General features: G+C 70.2%; 24 protein-coding genes and 1 pseudogene. 14 read left to right on the top strand and 11 right to left on the bottom strand.

The features are described 5' to 3' along the window. The first annotated feature begins 81 nt into the window (after window positions 1–81). Together OG609_RS35035 and OG609_RS35040 are read left to right on the top strand one after the other, a co-directional pair. A pseudogene (locus OG609_RS35035) lies at window positions 82–371 on the top strand (PadR family transcriptional regulator). Beyond that, the gene (locus tag OG609_RS35040) at window positions 368–964 is read left to right on the top strand and encodes an HAAS signaling domain-containing protein (RefSeq protein ID WP_327276498.1); all 597 of its coding nucleotides are present in this window, start codon (window positions 368–370) and stop codon (window positions 962–964) included. Before OG609_RS35035 ends, OG609_RS35040 begins: the two are co-directional and overlap by 4 nt. 529 nt (window positions 965–1,493) lie before the next feature. On the opposite strand, the gene OG609_RS35045 is transcribed toward OG609_RS35040, so the two are convergent. Then, window positions 1,494–1,856, bottom strand: a complete 363-nt coding sequence (locus OG609_RS35045; protein ID WP_327276499.1) for a hypothetical protein — start codon at window positions 1,854–1,856, stop codon at window positions 1,494–1,496. A 101-nt stretch (window positions 1,857–1,957) separates the two neighbouring features. Between OG609_RS35045 and sigJ the strand changes: the two genes are divergently transcribed. From sigJ to OG609_RS35075, 6 genes are all read left to right on the top strand, one after another. Further along, the gene (gene sigJ, locus OG609_RS35050) at window positions 1,958–2,857 is read left to right on the top strand and encodes an RNA polymerase sigma factor SigJ (protein ID WP_327276500.1); all 900 of its coding nucleotides are present in this window, start codon (window positions 1,958–1,960) and stop codon (window positions 2,855–2,857) included. A 10-nt stretch (window positions 2,858–2,867) separates the two neighbouring features. After that, on the top strand, window positions 2,868–3,086 hold the full coding sequence (locus OG609_RS35055; RefSeq protein ID WP_390097448.1) for a hypothetical protein: 219 nt from the start codon (window positions 2,868–2,870) through the stop codon (window positions 3,084–3,086). Between the two features lie 264 nt (window positions 3,087–3,350). Next, the gene (locus tag OG609_RS35060) at window positions 3,351–3,701 is read left to right on the top strand and encodes a hypothetical protein (RefSeq protein WP_327276501.1); all 351 of its coding nucleotides are present in this window, start codon (window positions 3,351–3,353) and stop codon (window positions 3,699–3,701) included. Window positions 3,702–3,712: 11 nt separating this feature from the next. Beyond that, complete coding sequence (locus OG609_RS35065) at window positions 3,713–4,372, top strand: tyrosine-type recombinase/integrase (RefSeq protein ID WP_327276502.1); 660 nt, start codon at window positions 3,713–3,715, stop codon at window positions 4,370–4,372. Continuing rightward, complete coding sequence (locus OG609_RS35070) at window positions 4,369–4,704, top strand: helix-turn-helix domain-containing protein (protein ID WP_327276503.1); 336 nt, start codon at window positions 4,369–4,371, stop codon at window positions 4,702–4,704. Before OG609_RS35065 ends, OG609_RS35070 begins: the two co-directional genes overlap by 4 nt. After that, window positions 4,701–4,913, top strand: coding sequence for a hypothetical protein (locus tag OG609_RS35075; protein WP_327276504.1), 213 nt, complete (start codon window positions 4,701–4,703; stop codon window positions 4,911–4,913). Before OG609_RS35070 ends, OG609_RS35075 begins: the two co-directional genes overlap by 4 nt. 144 nt (window positions 4,914–5,057) lie before the next feature. On the opposite strand, the gene OG609_RS35080 is transcribed toward OG609_RS35075, so the two are convergent. Genes OG609_RS35080 through OG609_RS35090 form a run of 3 tightly spaced genes read right to left on the bottom strand, consistent with a single transcriptional unit; the run spans window position 5,058 to window position 6,573 of the window. After that, the gene (locus OG609_RS35080; protein WP_327276505.1) at window positions 5,058–5,432 is read right to left on the bottom strand and encodes a DUF4267 domain-containing protein; all 375 of its coding nucleotides are present in this window, start codon (window positions 5,430–5,432) and stop codon (window positions 5,058–5,060) included. Then, window positions 5,432–5,596, bottom strand: a complete 165-nt coding sequence (locus OG609_RS35085) for a hypothetical protein (RefSeq protein WP_327276506.1) — start codon at window positions 5,594–5,596, stop codon at window positions 5,432–5,434. Before OG609_RS35085 ends, OG609_RS35080 begins: the two co-directional genes overlap by 1 nt. Before the next feature lie 59 nt (window positions 5,597–5,655). Further along, window positions 5,656–6,573: an NADP-dependent oxidoreductase gene (locus OG609_RS35090; protein WP_327276507.1), complete on the bottom strand. Its 918-nt coding sequence runs from the start codon at window positions 6,571–6,573 to the stop codon at window positions 5,656–5,658. 138 nt (window positions 6,574–6,711) lie between these two features. Between OG609_RS35090 and OG609_RS35095 the strand changes: the two genes are divergently transcribed. Further along, window positions 6,712–7,164, top strand: a complete 453-nt coding sequence (locus tag OG609_RS35095; protein WP_327276508.1) for a winged helix-turn-helix transcriptional regulator — start codon at window positions 6,712–6,714, stop codon at window positions 7,162–7,164. Between the two features lie 147 nt (window positions 7,165–7,311). Here the strand turns inward: OG609_RS35095 and OG609_RS35100 are convergent, their stop codons facing one another. Beyond that, entirely contained in the window at window positions 7,312–8,565 is a 1,254-nt protein-coding gene (locus tag OG609_RS35100; RefSeq protein ID WP_327276509.1) for a tetratricopeptide repeat protein, read from the bottom strand. A 71-nt stretch (window positions 8,566–8,636) separates the two neighbouring features. On the opposite strand from OG609_RS35100, the gene OG609_RS35105 reads away from it, so the two are divergent. After that, window positions 8,637–8,966: a hypothetical protein gene (locus tag OG609_RS35105; RefSeq protein WP_327276510.1), complete on the top strand. Its 330-nt coding sequence runs from the start codon at window positions 8,637–8,639 to the stop codon at window positions 8,964–8,966. 52 nt (window positions 8,967–9,018) lie between these two features. On the opposite strand, the gene OG609_RS35110 is transcribed toward OG609_RS35105, so the two are convergent. From OG609_RS35110 to OG609_RS35130, 5 genes are all read right to left on the bottom strand, one after another. Next, window positions 9,019–9,372 carry a UBP-type zinc finger domain-containing protein gene (locus OG609_RS35110; protein WP_327278289.1) on the bottom strand — a complete coding sequence of 118 codons (354 nt, stop codon included), beginning with the start codon at window positions 9,370–9,372 and terminating at the stop codon, window positions 9,019–9,021. A 295-nt stretch (window positions 9,373–9,667) separates the two neighbouring features. Continuing rightward, complete coding sequence (locus OG609_RS35115; protein WP_327276511.1) at window positions 9,668–9,841, bottom strand: DUF6233 domain-containing protein; 174 nt, start codon at window positions 9,839–9,841, stop codon at window positions 9,668–9,670. A 275-nt stretch (window positions 9,842–10,116) separates the two neighbouring features. Continuing rightward, the gene (locus tag OG609_RS35120) at window positions 10,117–10,359 is read right to left on the bottom strand and encodes a hypothetical protein (protein ID WP_327276512.1); all 243 of its coding nucleotides are present in this window, start codon (window positions 10,357–10,359) and stop codon (window positions 10,117–10,119) included. Window positions 10,360–10,491: 132 nt separating this feature from the next. Then, window positions 10,492–11,364, bottom strand: coding sequence for an undecaprenyl-diphosphate phosphatase (locus OG609_RS35125; protein ID WP_327276513.1), 873 nt, complete (start codon window positions 11,362–11,364; stop codon window positions 10,492–10,494). Window positions 11,365–11,575: 211 nt separating this feature from the next. Beyond that, window positions 11,576–12,289, bottom strand: a complete 714-nt coding sequence (locus tag OG609_RS35130) for a TVP38/TMEM64 family protein (protein ID WP_327276514.1) — start codon at window positions 12,287–12,289, stop codon at window positions 11,576–11,578. Between the two features lie 206 nt (window positions 12,290–12,495). On the opposite strand from OG609_RS35130, the gene OG609_RS35135 reads away from it, so the two are divergent. The 4 genes from OG609_RS35135 to OG609_RS35150 all read left to right on the top strand — a co-directional run bounded on the left by OG609_RS35135 (window position 12,496) and on the right by OG609_RS35150 (window position 15,689). After that, entirely contained in the window at window positions 12,496–12,639 is a 144-nt protein-coding gene (locus tag OG609_RS35135; RefSeq protein WP_327276515.1) for a hypothetical protein, read from the top strand. A 92-nt stretch (window positions 12,640–12,731) separates the two neighbouring features. Beyond that, entirely contained in the window at window positions 12,732–13,901 is a 1,170-nt protein-coding gene (gene tuf, locus OG609_RS35140; protein WP_327276516.1) for an elongation factor Tu, read from the top strand. A 74-nt stretch (window positions 13,902–13,975) separates the two neighbouring features. Beyond that, a complete protein-coding gene (locus tag OG609_RS35145) occupies window positions 13,976–14,821 on the top strand; it encodes a patatin-like phospholipase family protein (protein WP_327276517.1) in 846 nt (281 codons plus the stop codon). Between the two features lie 22 nt (window positions 14,822–14,843). Next, window positions 14,844–15,689 (top strand): spermidine synthase, encoded by an 846-nt coding sequence (locus tag OG609_RS35150; protein WP_327276518.1) that lies wholly within the window; start codon window positions 14,844–14,846, stop codon window positions 15,687–15,689. Here OG609_RS35150 and OG609_RS35155 read toward each other — a convergent pair. Further along, entirely contained in the window at window positions 15,651–16,925 is a 1,275-nt protein-coding gene (locus OG609_RS35155; protein WP_385651893.1) for an MFS transporter, read from the bottom strand. The genes OG609_RS35150 and OG609_RS35155 overlap by 39 nt on opposite strands. Window positions 16,926–16,934: the final 9 nt, after the last annotated feature.

The following is a 16,934-nucleotide window of genomic DNA, read 5'->3' on the forward strand; positions in this document are numbered from 1 at the left end:
GAACCAGGTGATTCGGCCAGGCAGGCCCGGGCGGCCGCCCAGCTGCGCAAGGGGGTCCTGGAGTACTGCGTACTCGCCCTGATGCGGGACCGCCCCGCTACGGCGTGGAACTCCTCCACGCCTTGGAGGACTCCGGCGCCCTGGCCACCAGCCAGGGCACGGTCTACCCGCTGCTCTCCCGGCTCCGCCGCGACGACCTGGTCACCACCACCTGGCAGGAGTCCGCCTCCGGACCACCCCGTCGCTACTACGCGCTCACCGACAGCGGCCGGGCCGCACTCGACGAGTTCGCCCGCGTCTGGCCCGGCTTCCGCAACGCCGTCGACACCTTCCTGACCACCCCGCGCCCCTCCACCGGAGACCTCGCATGAAGACCGCCACCGACCTTGTACGCGACTACCTCTCCGCCGTCGAGCGCGAGGCCTCCGCGCTCCCCGCCGACCGTCGCCGGGAACTCCTCGCCGACCTCGCCGAACACATCGAGGTGACGCGCGCCGAACGCCCCGATGCCGCGATCGGCGAGGTCCTGGCGGAGCTGGGGGACCCCCGCACGATCGCGGCGACGGCGCTGGCCGAGGCGGGGAACGGGGCCGCCGGGGCCCCGGCCCGGGGCGGTGTCGGTGCACCCGCCCGGCGTGGCAAGGTGCACCCCCTGGTCCCGCTCCTGATGCTCACCCTCTCGCTGCCCTTCATGATGGTCTTCCCCGACCTCCCCGGGCCGCTGTTCGGCGTCCTGTTCCGCGTCACTGGCGCGGTACTTCTCTGCACCTCGGTGCACTGGGCCGCCGTCCAGAAGACCACCGGCGTACTGCTTGCCGCCGTCCTGCCGAGTGTCATCATCGCCACCTGGAACCTGTCCAGCGGCGGCCCGGCGGGCGGCGCCCCGGCCCTCCTGGCCAACCTGGTGATGCTCGCCCTGCTGGCCGGTACGGCAGCATGGCTCTGGCGGGTCCGCCGCGCCTGAGACGTTGTCTCCGGTCTGCGGGTTTGTCAAGAGGCGTTGGGCGACGGCAGCCGTCTGTGCGTGCGCTGCGACGAGCCTGCGAGAGCGACCGGGGGTGTCGACACGCCCGGGCACCGGGAGACTTGACGGTCGCCAGTCGGTGGCGTGGCCCGTGCCCTTGACGAGATTGCTGACAGAACCAAGTTCGGCGAGCGGCGGGCCAGGGGTGAGCCGGGGCCGCCGCTCGTTCAGTGTTCGGGGCGCGACGGCCGGCTATCGGGCAGCCCCACCCTTGTGGTGTCCGACCGAGGTCAGCGCGCGTCCGCCTGGGGATCCAGGCTGAGCAACTCCGGGGTCAGCCCGAGCAGGGGAGCCCCCATTTTCTGCGGCGTTGTCGTCGGTTGCCTACGCTCCGCGTTGTCGCCCTCCTCGGCATGCATCTCGTCGCGCCGGCCCCCGCTCACCAGCACAAAAGGCGAGCGGGTCCCCTGACGCGGCCCGATCCGCCAGACGGGCCCCAGCTGATCCCGGTATGCGCCCGCATCGGATTTCAGCGCCGCGCCAGCGCCAGCACGCTCAGTCCGAACATCAGGACGCCCAGGGGGAGATGGACCGACGGTATGTGCGCGATGCCGAGCACGACCTGGACCGAGGCGAGGACAAGGAAGCCGGATGCGTGCCAGACGGGCCGGGGCGAGCCCCCGCCCGGCTTCCACGCCAGCACCGCCGCGAGCACATACAGCATCGACGCCCCGTACATCACGCGGGCTCCGGCACTGTGCAGCGTCTCTCCGTAGGACGAGGTCAGCAGCAGTCCGGCGGAGACCGCTTGAAGGAAGATGGTCAGGGTCTGCAGGGTGATCGCGATCTGCAGAAACGAGAAGCGGCGCTGTGTCGTCGCCTGGGTTGCCATGCCACGGTCCCCTTTTCCGCCCGGGGGCAGTAGATCGATAAGGTCTCACCAGCCCGACGACGCGGGCCTGCGAAAGGTAAGGCGAGGAGGCGGTCGGGAGCATGGGGACGGCTGGGACGAGCGCCGATGAGATAGCCGGTGAGCGGCGCCAACTGATCAATGTCGCCTACCGGTTGCTCGGTTCACTGGCCGAGTCCGAGGATGCCGTACAGGAGGCCTACGCGCGTTGGTACGCGCTGCCGCGAGGCCGGCAGGACGAGATCGTATCCCCCGGCGCCTGGCTGACGACGGTGACCGGCCGCATCTGCCTGGACGTGCTCGGCTCGGCGCGGGCCCGGCGTGAACGCTATGTCGGCGCGTGGTTGCCCGATCCGCTGCCCGACCACGCCGAGTGGGACCACGGTCATGGCACCGACCCCGCCGACCAGATGGTCCTGGACGAATCGGTGACCATGGCCTTCCTCGTCGTCCTGGAGTCGATGACACCCGCCGAGCGGGTGGCGTTCGTCCTGCACGACGTCTTCCGGTACCCCTTCGCCGAGATCGCCGACATCCTCGGCCGGACCCCTGCGGCCTGCAAGCAGCTCGCGGCCTCCGCCCGGCGGCGGGTGCGCGTCGCGCGGGCTCCGGTGACGGCGGCCGGGCAGGCCGACGTGGTGCGGCATGTCAAAGAGGCATGGGAGACCAGGGACATCGCGGCCCTCGTCGACCTCCTCGACCCGGCCGCCGTGATGACCGCCGACGGTGGCGGCATGGTCGGTACCGTCCTACGCCCGATCGAAGGCGGTGCGCGCATTGCCCAGTACATGGTCGCCATCGCCGACAAGGCTCCCGGGCTCGAACTCCTGGAGCGGTCGGTCAACGGTGTGCCGGGCCTGGTGGCCCAGCGTGCCGGCGCCGTCATGACCGTAGCCTCGTTCGATGTCGCCGACGGCCGCGTCACCCGGATCTGGGCGGTCCGCAATCCGGAGAAGCTGCGGCCGTGGGTGCGGGACGGCTAGGCCGTGACCGGTGAGTCGTGCAGACTGGGTGGACGCCGATCACGACTCGTGCAACACCAGGGCCGACGTGCTCATTTCGGAATCTCGCATCCCTGCGACCGTCGAGGCCGGCTGCAAGGTGCCCGCGGGGGAGTGGTACTCGTACTACGACGGCATCACCGTCACCGCACCGAGTGGCCTGGATATTGACCGCATGGTCCCGCTAGCTGAGGCGTGTGACAGCAAGTAGGCGGAGTTGTCTTGCCTGAATCAATATCGCACTGGTTAGGCACGGTTGTGACCTGGCTGAAGTGCCGTAGGTAGCCACTCGTTCGTGTGACGTCGGGGGTCTGGCCTCGGCTGATGGCAAGTCAACGCCACGATGTTGCATCGGATGCAATCGTGGGGTGGTCGTGCGGACTGTGGATGTGCCGGGGGCGTTTCGGCTGGTCGTGCCGGGAAATGTGCGGGCGTTGGACCCTGCGCCGACGATGTTCGAGGCGATGTTGCGGGGGTGGGAGAAGCAGCAGTAGCAGAGCAGACTGTTGGCGAGGAAGACGATCGGCTGAGCCTGGTGCGCCGGTTCGCGGTGTTCACGGCGACGTATCCGTGGGAGTGGACGCCGGAGGACGTCGAGGCGTACTTCTCACGCCAGTTGTCGGGCGACTCTCCGCTGGCGCACTCAACGGTGCGTGGTCAGCAAGGCGACCTCCAGATGTTCTGCGCTTTCATCGTCGATGGCCGGTACGGGTGGGCCACCGCCTGCGAGGAGGCGTTCGGGCAGGTCCCGGCACAGGTCTGCCACGACTGGAACACCGCCGACCACGTGACGAGTTCGAGGGCCGTCCGGGGCGGCGCGCGCTGACCTACGACGAGTTGCAGGCGCTCTTCGACGCTGCCGACGACCTGGTCGAGCAGAAGCGCAAGCGCCGCCGCAAGGGTGTCCTGGCCGCGTGGCGGGACGAGGTGATGCTCAAGCAGGTCTATGCGTACGGCACCCGGCGGCGTGAGACATCGATGCTGGACCTGCAGGACCTGCGGCACAACCGTCGGGCGAAGGACTACGGGCGGTTCGGCGCGCCGGAGGTGCGGTTTGGCAAGGCCTCGCGCGGCAGCCCGCCCAAGCGACGCACGGTACTCACAGCGCCGGAGGTCGACTGGATCGTCCCCGTTCCCGAAGCGTGGGTGGACGAGGTACGGGCCGGCTTCTCGCCGGGCGGCCATCCGGCGCTGTGGATGACCGAGCGGTGCGGACGACTCGGAGTGCGGCGCTTGGACGAGGTGTTCGCAGCCGTTCGTGCGCACGCCGGGCTGCCGGAAGAGCTGGAGCTGCACTGCCTGCGGCACACCTACATCACGCACCTGATCGAGTTCGGGTATCCCGAGAGGTTCGTCCAGGAGCAGGTCGGCCATGCTTACGCGTCGACAACGGCGTTGTACACGTGGGTGTCGGACGAGTACCGCAACCGGCTGATGGAGGCGTCGTTGCGGCGCCGAACGGAACGTACGGGCGCAAGGGAGGTGGGCGTGCGGTGATGAGGAGGATGGGGTTCGAGTGGAATCTGCGCCGGCTGATGGCCGAGCGGGACATGTACCAGACGACGGACCTGGTGCCGCACCTGGCCGAGTACGGGGTGTACCTGTCACGTGAGCAGGTGTTCCGGCTGGTCACGCAGCCTCCGCAGCGGCTTTCGATGGACACGCTGGCCGCGTTGTGCGGGATCCTGGACTGCTCGCCGACGGACCTGATCACGGTGCGGGAGGTTCGTCGGCAGGTCGCGAAGCCGACGGCGTCTGGAGAGGTCGACGGGCCGGGCGTGGCCCCGCCGGCCAGGCGGGTCCGCGTTCGGCGTCCGGAGGGCCTGTGACCCGCCGCAAAGCCCCGCCGCCGGAGTGGGCGGAGCTGGCAGTCCGCCTCACCGCGCGCCTCCCGGAGCTGCCCGAAGAGGACGCGGCCCGAATCGTCGCCGGCATGACTCCGGCCGCACGCACCCGAATTCGCGACCACCTCCGCCCTGCACTGCTCCACGCCTTGATCGCCATCCACCAGAAGGGATCTTCTCTCGCCAGAGCGTAGATCCGAAATACTCAACGACCCAGGTTGCGTTCGCAACCGGGGTCGTTGTCGAGGTGGAAAGAATATCGGCGAGCCTTCCGCGGGAAACCTCGGCGGAACATGCCCTACGGAGCCTCGTAGTCAGGATCGGATCTCGATGGCGAGTCAGACCAGGAGGCCGATGCTGGTCGCCAGCATCACCACCGCCGTTGCGCCGTGGATGCCGTAGGCGGCGCCCTTCGGCCCACCGCTGCGCAGCACGACCACCGCATCTCCGGCGGGTATCGCAGCGAGCGCCATCACGTACCAACCCAGCAGCGACGTCGTCGCGACGAGCATCAGAACGAAGACGAAGACCCCGCACGCGATCTCGCGCAAACCCTTCACGCGCAGCCAGGGCCGGAAGGCGGGGTCGTCGGCCGGTGTATCGGGAATGCCGAATCCGACGGCGGCCTGCGGCGTCGTGAAGGCGCGCCCGCCCATGAAGATGAGGGCCGCGCCGAGCAGGCCGGCGAGAACAGTGGCACTGGTGGTGAGCATCAGCTGTCCTGTCCGTTGAGGGAATCTTTTTTGACGAAGTGGTTGTCGTGGATCTCGTGCAGGTGCTCGGCGTCCCGCTCGTCCGCGGCGGCGATCCGGGCGAAGGACTCCTCTCGAGGGCCGGCGAGCACATCGATCGTCGATCCGCCGGACCCAAAGGACATCGATCGGGTTCCGGGGGCCCCCGCTGTCACGGCCCGAGTCGCGAGACGACGCCGCGCTGTCACGGGACGAGAACGATCCGGCCGCGGACGCCGCCCTTGGCCATCGCCTGGTAGGCACCGGCTGCTTCGTCGAGCGGCGCGACGGCGTGGACGCGAGCCGGCAGTTCCCCCGTCGTCACCCGTGCGAGCAATCGGGCGAGAAGCGCACCGTCGGGATGGGCGAACACGACCTCGACGGCGATGCCGCGCTCCTCGGGAAGCCGCGAGGCCGGCTGCACGCCGACGAAACGGCCACCGTCGCGCACCGCCCGTAGGGCGTGCTCCTGCAGGGCTCCGGCGTCGGCGACGGCATCCCAGCCCCGCCCGAGATCGGTGGCGAAGTCGACGCCGAGGCCCCGGACGAACGGCTCGTCGGCCGCTCGAGCCATCCCGGTCACCTGCCAGCCGCGGTCCTGGGCGAGTACGGCGACGTGCGCGCCCACCGCACCGGCCGCGCCGGTCACCAGCAAGCGCCGAGCCTCGCTCGACGCCTCACCGAGGAGGTCGACGAGCTGGGCTGCGGCGGTGGCGTTGAGCGGCACCGCCGCCGCCTCGACCAGGTCCATGCCGTCCGGAACGACGGCGACATTCGCGGCGGAGACGAGGAGGTGCTCGGCATGGGATCCGTGGTCGCGGTCGAAACCGTCGATGAACCCGGCAACACGGGTGCCGACCTGCAACTCGACGCCGGGTCCGGCCGCATCGACAGTGCCGGCGAAGTCCCAGCCGAGACCGGTGTAGTCCGGCTGGTGGACCAATCCGAGCTGGTGAAAGACGCCCCCGGCCACCCCCAGGTCGACCGGGTTGATCGCTGCGGCGGCAATCTTGACCCGGATCTCCGCCGGCCCCGGCTCAGCCACCGGGACGTCGACGGTCTCGATCGACTGGGGCCCGGACGGCACACGGACCACGGCCCGCCGGGACGTCATCTGATTCATCGCCATCTGCTCCTTCGTGGAGGCCTTGTGAGGTGGTCTTGCCATCGCTGTGGTGCAGCACCACCATGAAGGTGCCTGCTTCCCAATGGGAAGTAGGCACCTTGAGGTGCGTAAGTCACCGAACGGAAGAGATGAGTTATGCCGACCAGCACCGCGTCCCAGCGGCGGGCCGTAGCCAAAGCGGAGTACGACGCATTCCTCGCGGCATGTCCCAGCCGCCAACTCCTGGAGCGAATCTCCGACAAGTGGGTCGCCCTTGTGCTCGCCGCCCTGGGCGGGGACGGCCCGCGTCCTGGGGCTGCCTCCGGCGACGAACCGCGGCCCATGCGCTTCTCCGAGCTGTCACGCCGGATCTCGGGCGTGAGCCAGAAGATGCTGACGCAGACGTTGCGCTCACTCGAGCGCGACGGGATGGTGACCAGGACCGTGACCCCCACGGTGCCCGTCACCGTCACTTATGAGCTGACCCATCTCGGTCGCTCGCTCCAGGAAGTCATGCGGGGAATCAAGGAATGGGCGGAGGGCCACATGGAGGAGGTCCTCACCCATCGCGACGGCTACGACCACAGGCTATGCGACGCTGCCGACTGATTCGAAGAGACGTCGACCGTCGCATCTCCGTGCTTGATCGGTCGGCGGTGTCCGCCGAGGTACGGGGGGCGCGGCACGGCGGCGGCCGGCCCCAGGTCGAGGCGCGGTGACGGGCCGCCACCCAGCAGGCCCAAACCGGGCAGGGCCTCAGAACGGGGGATCGTCGTGCCAGGGGCCGTCCGACAGCTCGGGCGGCCGGGGGGTACGCCGCTGGAGGACGGCCAGGGCGTTCTCGACGAGGCCGAGGTCGATGAGGTAGCCGGCCAGGTCATGGCTGTTTGTGGAGGCGTGCTGTTCGAGGACGGCGACGGCCTCCTCGGTGCGTCCGGCGTCGGCGAGCAACTCGGCGATGTGCGGCGCCGCGTACGAGGTGGCGCCCTCGGGATGGGAGCGGGCCTGTGCGATCGCTTCGTCGACGCCGTCGCGGGCGGCGAGCAGCGGCAGCCGTATCCGGTACAGGTCCCACTCCTCCTCGCCCCTGCGGGCGGCGGCGAGCGCGTCGAGGTGCTCCAGGCCGTCCTCGGGGCGGCTCTGGTCGAGGCACAGGTCGGACAGAGTATGGAGGATCCAGTCGTCCCCGTTGCGGGCGTCGGTCTGGACGCGCATCACGTCGATCGCTTCGTTCCCCCGGCCGTGCCGGGCCAGGAGCCGCGCGAGCTGCACCGTCATGTTGCCCCGGCGAAGGGATGAGTCGCCGGTCTGCCGGTACACGGCGATCGCGCCCTCCACGTCACCGCGTTCCTCCAGCAGTTCCGCGAGGCGCTGCCCGGCGTACCCCAGCTCCTCGGTCGCCGCATAGGCGCGCATTTCCCCGGTCCGGCCGTGCCGGGCCAGCAGATCGGCCAGCTGGTCTTGGCCGTTGACCGAGGTGGCGTCCCGGGTGCGCAGCAGGTCAATCGCCTCGTCAATGCGGCCTTGGCGCTCGTGGATCGTGGCGAGCAGCCCGATCGCCGTGTCGCGATCGAGGCCTCGGCAGCACCACGGGAAGTCGGAACACCGGTGCTCGGTCCGGGCGGCGAGCAGCGCGGCGGCTTCCTCGTCGCGTCCGGCGGCGGCCGCGACGTCGACCAGCGCCACGGAGAGGGATAGCTCGCCGAGGTGCGGTCGCAGCAAGGTGAACGCCTCCTCGCCGCGACCGTGCCGGGCGAGTAGGCGCGTGTAGGACTCCAGCGCCATCGGGTGCCCGGCCTCCATGCGGACCCGGGTGATCTCGATCGCCTCGTCGACCCGGCCCCAGCCCTCCAGCAGCTCGGCCGCGGCTACAACGGCCGTCCACCAGCCGGTTGCCAGGTACGGGGCGAGCACCTCCAACGCGTCGGCCTGCCGGCCCTGCTCACCCAGCAACCGCGCCCACGCCAGCGCGCAGAACCACTCCCCGCGTCCGGCCTGCAGCTCCACCATGTCGACGTGGCCGCGTTCGAGCAGCCGCGAGACTCTGTAGGCGGCGCGGGGCCGGCCGATTGGAAACAGTCATGTTCAACATCCCGGACCGCACCGCCGACCTCCTCGGTGACCAGGGCATCCGTGACGTGTTCGGGCAGGCGCTCAGAGCCGCCGGACGTTTACAGCAGAGCCAGCGCATGTACCTCGACGACGGCCCCTTCTCCGGGGCCATCCAGGTCGTCGACCAAGCCCTGCAAGACCTCGATCTCGCGACCGTGGCTGCTGACGACCGTGCCATGGTGGCCGGCGTCCGCACTCTGGCCCGGCAACTCAAGCTCACCGGCCACGCCATGGCCTACGCTCGCGAGGCGGGGGAGCCTGGTGTCGGCACCCAGGTCGCCCCCGTGGAACTGGGCTGACGTCCGGCGATCAGGCGCCCGTCATCCCGCTTCGTACCGGTGGGGCCCGGCCTCAGTGGGTGCGACTCTGCCAGTCGGGAGGCACCCGTTCGTGTGGGCCGGGCACCGTTTGCGTCTGCGGGTGCTGGTGCGGCGGTGCCAGGTTCGGGCCCTCGCTGAACATCTCCTTGGTGCGGAAGTTCCAGAACCAGTCCTCGCCCGGCTCGAAGCTCTGGATGATCGGATGCCCGGTGTCGGCGAAGTGTCGGGAGGCGTGCTGCTCCGGGGAGCTGTCACAGCAACCGACGTGTCCGCACTGGGCGCAGCGGCGCAGATGCAGCCACCAGCCCTGCGCCGCTTCACATTCCACACAGACGGTTCCGCTGGGCGGTACCGTCGGGTCGATACCCGCAATGGCCTGCGACATCAATGTCCTCCTGCCGTAGAGATAGGTCGCCGTGTCCTGATCGGCGCTACCGAGCCGCCCTTCCTCACACACCTCGGTGGCGTTGGAGCTTTCCATGTTCGGTAAAAGCGAACACATCGACCCGGATCTCACTATTGACGAGTGAACCGGTCAACTGGGAAGTGATCGGTAGAGCGGTCATCGTGGGCGAGCCCGACGATCTGCCCGTTGACGGTGACCCTCCGTCTGCCGGAGCGGGATAGGCCGTGGACGACTATCGGAACGCTCATCCCTCCAGGGTGCGACGGGCTGCTGCTCACAGCACCCCGAGCTCGGTGTCCGGTCGGCGGTGAGCGCAGGCCCGGATCCCCTCGGCGAGCGCGGCGAGGGCCTGCTCCCGGCTGACGGCCCGGTGCCGCTTCCCAATGGCGTAGCAGTGCCCAACGTGGACCTCGATGGGGCGGGCGCGGAGGCCGATGCCGAGTTCCATCACCCAGTCCGGCTGCGGCGGCTGGCGCGCTTCGCCCTGCTGCTACTCGGCTTCGCGGCGTTCCTCGTCGGCGATTCAGCGGTCGATCTGCTCGACCTGCTGCACGGCGATGCGGCGGGCGAAGCGCAGCATGACCAGGCGCGACGGATTATCGGACGTGAGTTCGATTCTAGTTCCTGTGGAGTCTGCCGCGAGCTTCGCTTACCCCTGCCACACTGGCCGTGGCCCCGCTGCGTCCCCCGTCGGCGGGGCCACCTGGCTTGCTTGGAGCAACGTCACGCAGGGCACAGCGTTCCCCGCAGCGCGGCATTCAACTGCTTGCCCTGTGCGTCCGTGAGCGGCCGGGCGTCGTTGCCGAATCGCTGCGCCGCAAGCCAATCCACCTTGTCGTCTCCACCCGCGAGCGAGGAGCGCTGGTTGCGGCGGGCATCGATGGCCTTCTCTTCGTCCTCGACGATTCGCGGGTCCACCTTCTTGATCGCGGCGAGGTATGCGGCGCGGTCGGCACCGGTCGGCACCGGTCGGCACCGGTCGGGGCGGGCGGGATGCCCGCGGCACCCACCCCTCCTCCGTGTACGGCTCGGCGAGGGCCTTGCGCTGCTCGCTTCCGTCGGTGGCTCGGGCGCCGAAAGAGGACCCAGGCCCCCCGGCTAGCCCGCCGACTCGCCCGCGTGCGGGCTCAGCACGCCTGCCGCCACCAGCGCGAACAGGAGCAGCCCGAGCAGCACGCGGTAGATGACGAACGGCATGAAGCTCTTGGTCGTGATGAACTTCATGAACCAGGCGATAACGGCATAGCCCACGCCGAATGCGATGAACGTCGCGAAGATCGTCGGACCCCACGACACATGCCCCTCGCCCGCGTCCTTGAGCTCGAAGACACCCGAGGCGAGCACCGCCGGGATCGCGAGCAGGAAGGAGTAACGGGCCGCCGCCTCGCGGGTGTACCCCATCAGCAGACCGCCACTGATGGTGGCGCCGGAGCGGGAGACACCCGGGATCAGGGCCATCGCCTGGCAGAAGCCGAAGATCAGGCCGTCCTTGACGCCGAGCTCCTTCAGCGTCTTGCGTTCCTTGGCGGCCCGGTGCCTGCCGCCTGCCTCGTCGCGAGCGGCGAGACGGTCGGCGATGCCGAGGACGATGCCCATGACGATCAGGGTGGTGGCGATCAGTCGCAGATCGCGGAAGGGCCCCTCGATCTGGTCCTTGAACGTCACGCCGAGCACACCGATGGGGATGGAGCCGACGATGACCAGCCAGCCCATCTGCGCGTCGTGGTCGCCGCGCATCGACCGGTTCATCAGCGAGCGGAACCAGGCCGAGACGATCCGGACGATGTCCTTGCGGAAGTAGATGAGGACTGCCGCCTCCGTGCCGATCTGGGTGATGGCGGTGAACGCCGCACCCGGGTCGTGCCAGCCGGCGAACGCTGCGGTGAGCCGCAGGTGTGCGCTGGAGGAGATCGGCAGGAACTCGGTCAGTCCCTGAACGAGGCCCAGGACGAACGATTCGAACCAGCTCATGGGGCTTTGGCCATCCCGGAGGTGATCGTGCATCGACCGACGGCAGTAAGGCCGTCGGCAACGTGCGCATTGCGGTCAAATGAGGGCAGGGCCGTGCCGGGCCCGGAGATCTTCGGTCGGTCGCGGGCAGGGTATCGCCCTCAGATGAACAGCGATACGCGTACCCCCGCCCCCACCCACCGCCCCGATGTCCGCTCCCACGCGTACCGGATCACTCGGCGGTGAGGCGGTGGCGCTTGCGCCAGGCGACGACGGCCGCGCCGAGCCCCGTCAGCACGATGAAGCCCATCGCGGCCAGGAACGCGGGCGACGTCGGTGACGAGGCCTCGCTGCCCGCGATGACATACGCGGCGGTGTTCGGGACCGAGCCGAGCCCGGTGGCCATCAGGAACGGCGGATACCCCATGCGCGAGACGGCCGCGCAGTAGTTGGCCGCCGCGAACGGCACACCGGGGAACAGCCGCAGCGCCAGCATCGAGCGGAAACCGTGCCGGCTCAACTGACCGTCCGCCGCCTTGAGCCAGCGCCCGCGCAGCAGCGTACGGAGCGCGTCCTGCCCGAGCACCCTGCCCAGCCCGAACGAGATGCCCGCGCCGAGCACGGTACCCGCCAGCGCAGCGGCCAGCCCCGCCTGCGAACCGAAGAGCGCACCGGCGGCGAGATTGAGCAGTGGCCGCGGTACGAAGGCCACGGTGCACACGCCGTAGGCGACACCGAACAGCACGACCGCGGCGGCGCCACCGCTCAGCTGGGCAGGCCAGCCGGTGGCGAGCAACCGTTGGGGTTCGAGGAACAGCATCGTCGCCGCGGCGGCCAGCAGCACGGCGACGAGCAGCGAGAACCGGGACCAGGGCGAGAGCAGTGCCCTCGTACAGCGCACGGCGAGGCCGCCTGTGGGCCGGGCGGCGGGGACGGGGTCGAGCATGCGGGGAGACTAACCGACGCCCGGGTGTGATCGCCGTAATGCGCACGGTACGAGCCAGGCGGCCGATATCGCTCCCGCGTGCTGCCGGTGTCCCGCGGACCAGGCATCTGCGACGGCTGGGAGGAACCCGAACTCCCGTGTCCGGCTTGAGGTGTCCGCCGGAAAACCATTCGACGTGGCCGTGCCGGTCGGCCATGATCGGACCCATGTTCCGGTACGCCTTCCTCGCAGCGCAGTCCGCAGTCGCGGACGCGCCGAAGGCTGCCGTGAACCCCGTCGCCGCAGCGGCACTTGTCGCAGCGGCAGCGTTCTCCGCTGCCGCAGCGCCCATCGGCGGCGCACGAAGCTGACCCTCCCCCGACAGTCCGGCGGACCCCGCAAGGGGAGGGTCGGCGAGGCCCTGGGGTCTTCTCTCTCAGCTTCGAATTCCAAGGAATGAGCCATGCCCAAGACGGCATACGTGCGCACCAAGCCGCACCTCAACATCGGCACCATGGGCCACGTCGACCACGGCAAGACCACCCTGACCGCCGCCATCACCAAGGTCCTCAGTGACCGCGGAACCGGCACGTTCGTCCCGTTCGACCGGATCGACCGTGCGCCGGAGGAGACCCGGCGAGGCATCACCATCAACATCGCGCACGTCGAGTACGAGACCGACACCCGTCACTACGCGCATGTCGACATGCCGGGACACGCCGACTACATCAAGAACATGGTCACCGGCGCCGCCCAGCTCGACGGGGCGATCCTCGTCGTCTCCGCGCTCGACGGGATCATGCCGCAGACCGCCGAGCACGTCCTGCTCGCCCGTCAGGTGGGTGTCGACCACATCGTCGTCGCCCTCAACAAGGCGGACGCGGGTGACCCCGAGCTGACCGACCTGGTCGAGCTGGAGGTCCGCGAGCTGCTCTCCGCGCACGGCTACGGTGGCGACGGTGTCCCTGTCGTACGGGTGTCGGGCCTGAAGGCCCTGGAGGGCGACCCGCGGTGGACCGCGGCCGTCGAGGCGCTGCTGGACGCCGTCGACACGTATGTGCCGATGCCGGTCCGCTACACCGACGCGCCGTTCCTGCTGTCGGTGGAGAACGTCCTGACCATCACCGGCCGGGGCACCGTCGTCACCGGAGCCGTCGAGCGCGGCACCGTGCGGGTCGGTGACCGGGTGTCGGTGCTGGGCCCGGACATCGAGACGGTTGTCATCGGTCTGGAGACCTTCGGGAAGCCGATGGAGTCCGCGGAGGCCGGCGACAACGTGGCCCTGCTGCTGCGCGGGGTGGAGCGTGACCGAGTGCGTCGCGGCCATGTGGTCGCGGCGCCCGGCAGTGTGACGCCGAGCCGCCGTTTCACCGCGCAGGTGTATGTCCTGTCGGCGCGGGAGGGCGGCCGGACCACCCCGGTGACCACCGGCTACCGGCCACAGTTCTACATCCGCACCGCGGACGTCGTGGGCGACGTCGACCTCGGTGCGGTGGCGGTGGCGCGCCCCGGGGACACGGTCGACCTGACCGTCGAGCTGGGCCGCGACGTCCCGCTGGAGACCGGACTCGGCTTCGCGATCCGCGAGGGCGGCCGCACCGTCGGCGCGGGCACCGTCACCGGACTGCTCTGAGCCGTGTCGCACCAGGGGCCCGCTTCCCGTACCCCACGGGAGGCGGGCCCGGTACCGTAAGCAAGACTGACGGTATGACAGACACAGCACTGGTGCTCGGTGCCGGCGGCGTCACGGGCGGCGCCTGGACGACCGGAATTCTGTACGGGCTCGCGAAGGCGGACGTGGACCTGTCCACCGCCGATCTGATCATCGGCAGTTCGGCGGGTGCGGTGGTCGGCGCGCAGCTGGCCTCCGGACTGCTCGGCCTTCCGGAACTGTACGAACTCCAGCTCGCCGATCCGCAGGGCATGACCGGCGGCAAGCTCGGCGCGCTGACGTTCCTGCGCTATGCGGGGGCCGTGCTGTCCGCACGTACCCCCGAGGCATACGGGCGGAAGCTGGCCCGGATCGCGAAGGATGCACACCTCGGCATCACGGCGGAGGAACGGCGTGCGGAGATCGCCGGCCGTCTCCTGTCGCCCGACTGGCCCGGGTGTTCCCTGCGCATCACCGCGGTCGACGCGGCCACCGGTGAACTCCACACGTTCGACAAGGACAGCGGAGTACCCCTCGTGGACGCCATCACCGCGAGCTCCGCCGTCCCGGCCGTATGGGCCGTCGCCACCTTCCAGGAACGGTCCTGGATCGACGGCGGGGTGCACTCCCCGGCCAACGCCCATCTCGCCGCAGGCTACGGGCGCGTCGTCGTCATCGCTCCGACGGCCAGTGGCAACAAGGTCATCGTCTCGCCGCGCTCGCAGGCGGCCGAGCTGGCCGCGAAGGGCGCCCGCGTGGAGGTCATCACCCCGGACGCGGCGGCGAAGAAGGCATTCGGACGCAACCCCCTCGACCCCGGCCGACGAGCCGCGGCGGCCCGTGCCGGGCTCGCCCAGTCGGCGGCGCACACCGAAGCCGTCGCCGCGGTCGTGAGCAGCTGATCGGGCACCCCACAATGGGGGAGTGAACGAGTCAATACCTGTCATCCGGGACGTGGACCAGGGCACCGCCAGACTCCTGCCCGACGTGGACCGGGACAGGGCCTGGCTGCTCACCGTCGACGGTGCACCCCAGTCGTACGTCGACCTCGACGCGCCGGACCACCTCGAATTCGAGTACGCGCGACGACTCGCCCATGTCGTGGACTGCGCCGCGGCACCGGGCGTACCGCTGGACGTACTCCATCTCGGCGGTGGTGCGCTCACCCTGCCCCGCTATGTCGCCGCGGCCAGGCCGGGCTCCCGCCAGGACGTCGCCGAGGCCGACCTCGGGCTCCTCGCCCTGGTCGCCGAGCATCTGCCGGTCCCCGACGGCAGCGGGATCACCGTGCACGGCGCGGACGCGCGCAGCCGGCTGGAACAGACCCCGCCCGGCTCCGTCGATGTCCTGATCGCGGATGTCTTCGGCGGCTCGCGAGTGCCCGCCCACCTCACCACAGTCGAGTACGCACAGGCTGCCCGCCGGGCGCTGCGCGACGGCGGAGTCTACGCCGCCAACCTCGCGGACGGCGCACCCTTCGGCTTCCTCCGCTCCCAACTGGCCACCTTCGCGGCCGTCTTCGAGGAGCTCGCACTGATCGCCGAACCGGCGGTGCTGCGCGGCCGGCGCTTCGGCAACGTCGTCCTTGTCGCGTCCCGAAGCCCTATCGACACGGCGACGCTGACCCGCCGCTGTGCCGCCGACGCCTTCCCCGCCAGGGTCGAGCACGGGCCCGCGCTGGACCGGCTCGTCAAAGCCGCCCGGCCGGTCAGGGACGGCGAGGCGGTCGCCTCACCCGAGCCGCCCGACGGAGCCTTCAGCATCGGCTGAGGCCGGTTCCTGCGCCTTGGCCGTCACCACCTCGGTGGTGACGGTGGCACGGGTCAGATTGCGTACCTCGGGTACGAACAGCACGGCGCCGGTGACCAGTACGATCAGCCCCGCGCAGCCCCACAGGGCCTCACTGCGCCCGACCAGGGCCTCCACCGGACCGGCGAGCGCGGTGGCGAGCGGCATCATCGCCACCGAGCCGAACCAGTCGTACGCCGAGACGCGCGACAGCTTCTCCTCCGGGATCTCCTGATGCATGGCCGTCATCCACGAGACCCCGAACACCTCGATGGCGGCCCCGCTGACGAACATCACCACGCAGAGCCCGGCCACCGGCAGCGGCACCGCGAGTCCCGCCGACGGCAGGGCCAGCGGGAAGACACAGAGGGTTCCGGCCAGCAGCAGCCGGCGGGGCCTCCAGCGCATCATCAAGAGCGCCCCGCCCAGCGTGCCGACCCCGAACGCGGCGAGCGCGAAGCCCCAGGGGCGGGCGCCACCGAGCTCGTCCCGCGCGACCAGCGGCCCGTACACCGACTCGGCGGCCCCCACCGCGGCGACCACCACCGAGAACTGCGCCACGATGCTCCACAGCCAGGGGCGGCCGATGAACTCCTGCCAGCCGTCCCGCAGATCGGCGAACAGGCCGCCGCCCGGTGCGCGCGACGGAATGTGGCTGACGTCCAGGAAGGCGCGCAGCGCACCCGCCACCGCGAAGGACGCGGCATCGATGGCCAGCACCCAGCCCGGGTCCATCGCCGCGATCATGGCGCCGCCGAGCGCCGCACCGCCGATCGCCGCGCCCTGCATGGACATTCGGAAGAGGGCGAAGGCGCGGCTCGCCTGCTCACGGCTGACGCTCGACATCAGCATGCCCTCGGCCGCCGGGTTGAAGAACGCCTGCCCGGTGCCGCACAACGCGGTGAGCAGCATCATCTGCCACAGCTTCGGATCGCCGGCCAGGACCAGCCAGGCGAAGGCGGCCTGCGAGACGCAGTTGAGGGCGTTCGCCGCGACCATCACCCGGTGGCGCGGCAGCCGGTCCGCGATCGCCCCGCCGATCAGCAGGAAGAGCACCAGTGGTGCGGTCCTGGCGGCGGCCACCAGACCGACGTCGCCGCCGTCACCGCCCGACTCCAGAACCGCGAACGCCGCCGCGATCAGCGCGCCATGGGTGCCCAGGCCCGTGATGATCGCGGCGGCGGTCAGCAGACGGTAATTGCGGCCGGGGCGGCTCATCAGGGGTGC

Origin of the sequence: Streptomyces sp. NBC_01224, assembly GCF_036002945.1 — a bacterium.
GTDB lineage: Bacteria > Actinomycetota > Actinomycetes > Streptomycetales > Streptomycetaceae > Streptomyces.

Bases quoted from the DNA above. Each gene is read 5' to 3' on its own strand.
- OG609_RS35040 (WP_327276498.1), top strand. From the start codon at position 368: ATGAAGACCGCCACCGACCTTGTACGCGACTACCTCTCCGCCGTCGAG.
- OG609_RS35045 (WP_327276499.1), bottom strand. From the start codon at position 1,856: ATGGCAACCCAGGCGACGACACAGCGCCGCTTCTCGTTTCTGCAGATC.
- sigJ (WP_327276500.1), top strand. From the start codon at position 1,958: ATGGGGACGGCTGGGACGAGCGCCGATGAGATAGCCGGTGAGCGGCGC.
- OG609_RS35080 (WP_327276505.1), bottom strand. From the start codon at position 5,432: ATGCTCACCACCAGTGCCACTGTTCTCGCCGGCCTGCTCGGCGCGGCC.
- OG609_RS35085 (WP_327276506.1), bottom strand. From the start codon at position 5,596: ATGTCCTTTGGGTCCGGCGGATCGACGATCGATGTGCTCGCCGGCCCT.
- OG609_RS35090 (WP_327276507.1), bottom strand. From the start codon at position 6,573: ATGAATCAGATGACGTCCCGGCGGGCCGTGGTCCGTGTGCCGTCCGGG.
- OG609_RS35095 (WP_327276508.1), top strand. From the start codon at position 6,712: ATGCCGACCAGCACCGCGTCCCAGCGGCGGGCCGTAGCCAAAGCGGAG.
- OG609_RS35100 (WP_327276509.1), bottom strand. From the start codon at position 8,565: ATGGTGGAGCTGCAGGCCGGACGCGGGGAGTGGTTCTGCGCGCTGGCG.
- OG609_RS35105 (WP_327276510.1), top strand. From the start codon at position 8,637: ATGTTCAACATCCCGGACCGCACCGCCGACCTCCTCGGTGACCAGGGC.
- OG609_RS35110 (WP_327278289.1), bottom strand. From the start codon at position 9,372: ATGTCGCAGGCCATTGCGGGTATCGACCCGACGGTACCGCCCAGCGGA.
- OG609_RS35115 (WP_327276511.1), bottom strand. From the start codon at position 9,841: ATGGAACTCGGCATCGGCCTCCGCGCCCGCCCCATCGAGGTCCACGTT.
- OG609_RS35125 (WP_327276513.1), bottom strand. From the start codon at position 11,364: ATGAGCTGGTTCGAATCGTTCGTCCTGGGCCTCGTTCAGGGACTGACC.
- OG609_RS35130 (WP_327276514.1), bottom strand. From the start codon at position 12,289: ATGCTCGACCCCGTCCCCGCCGCCCGGCCCACAGGCGGCCTCGCCGTG.
- OG609_RS35135 (WP_327276515.1), top strand. From the start codon at position 12,496: ATGTTCCGGTACGCCTTCCTCGCAGCGCAGTCCGCAGTCGCGGACGCG.
- tuf (WP_327276516.1), top strand. From the start codon at position 12,732: ATGCCCAAGACGGCATACGTGCGCACCAAGCCGCACCTCAACATCGGC.
- OG609_RS35145 (WP_327276517.1), top strand. From the start codon at position 13,976: ATGACAGACACAGCACTGGTGCTCGGTGCCGGCGGCGTCACGGGCGGC.
- OG609_RS35155 (WP_385651893.1), bottom strand. From the start codon at position 16,925: ATGAGCCGCCCCGGCCGCAATTACCGTCTGCTGACCGCCGCCGCGATC.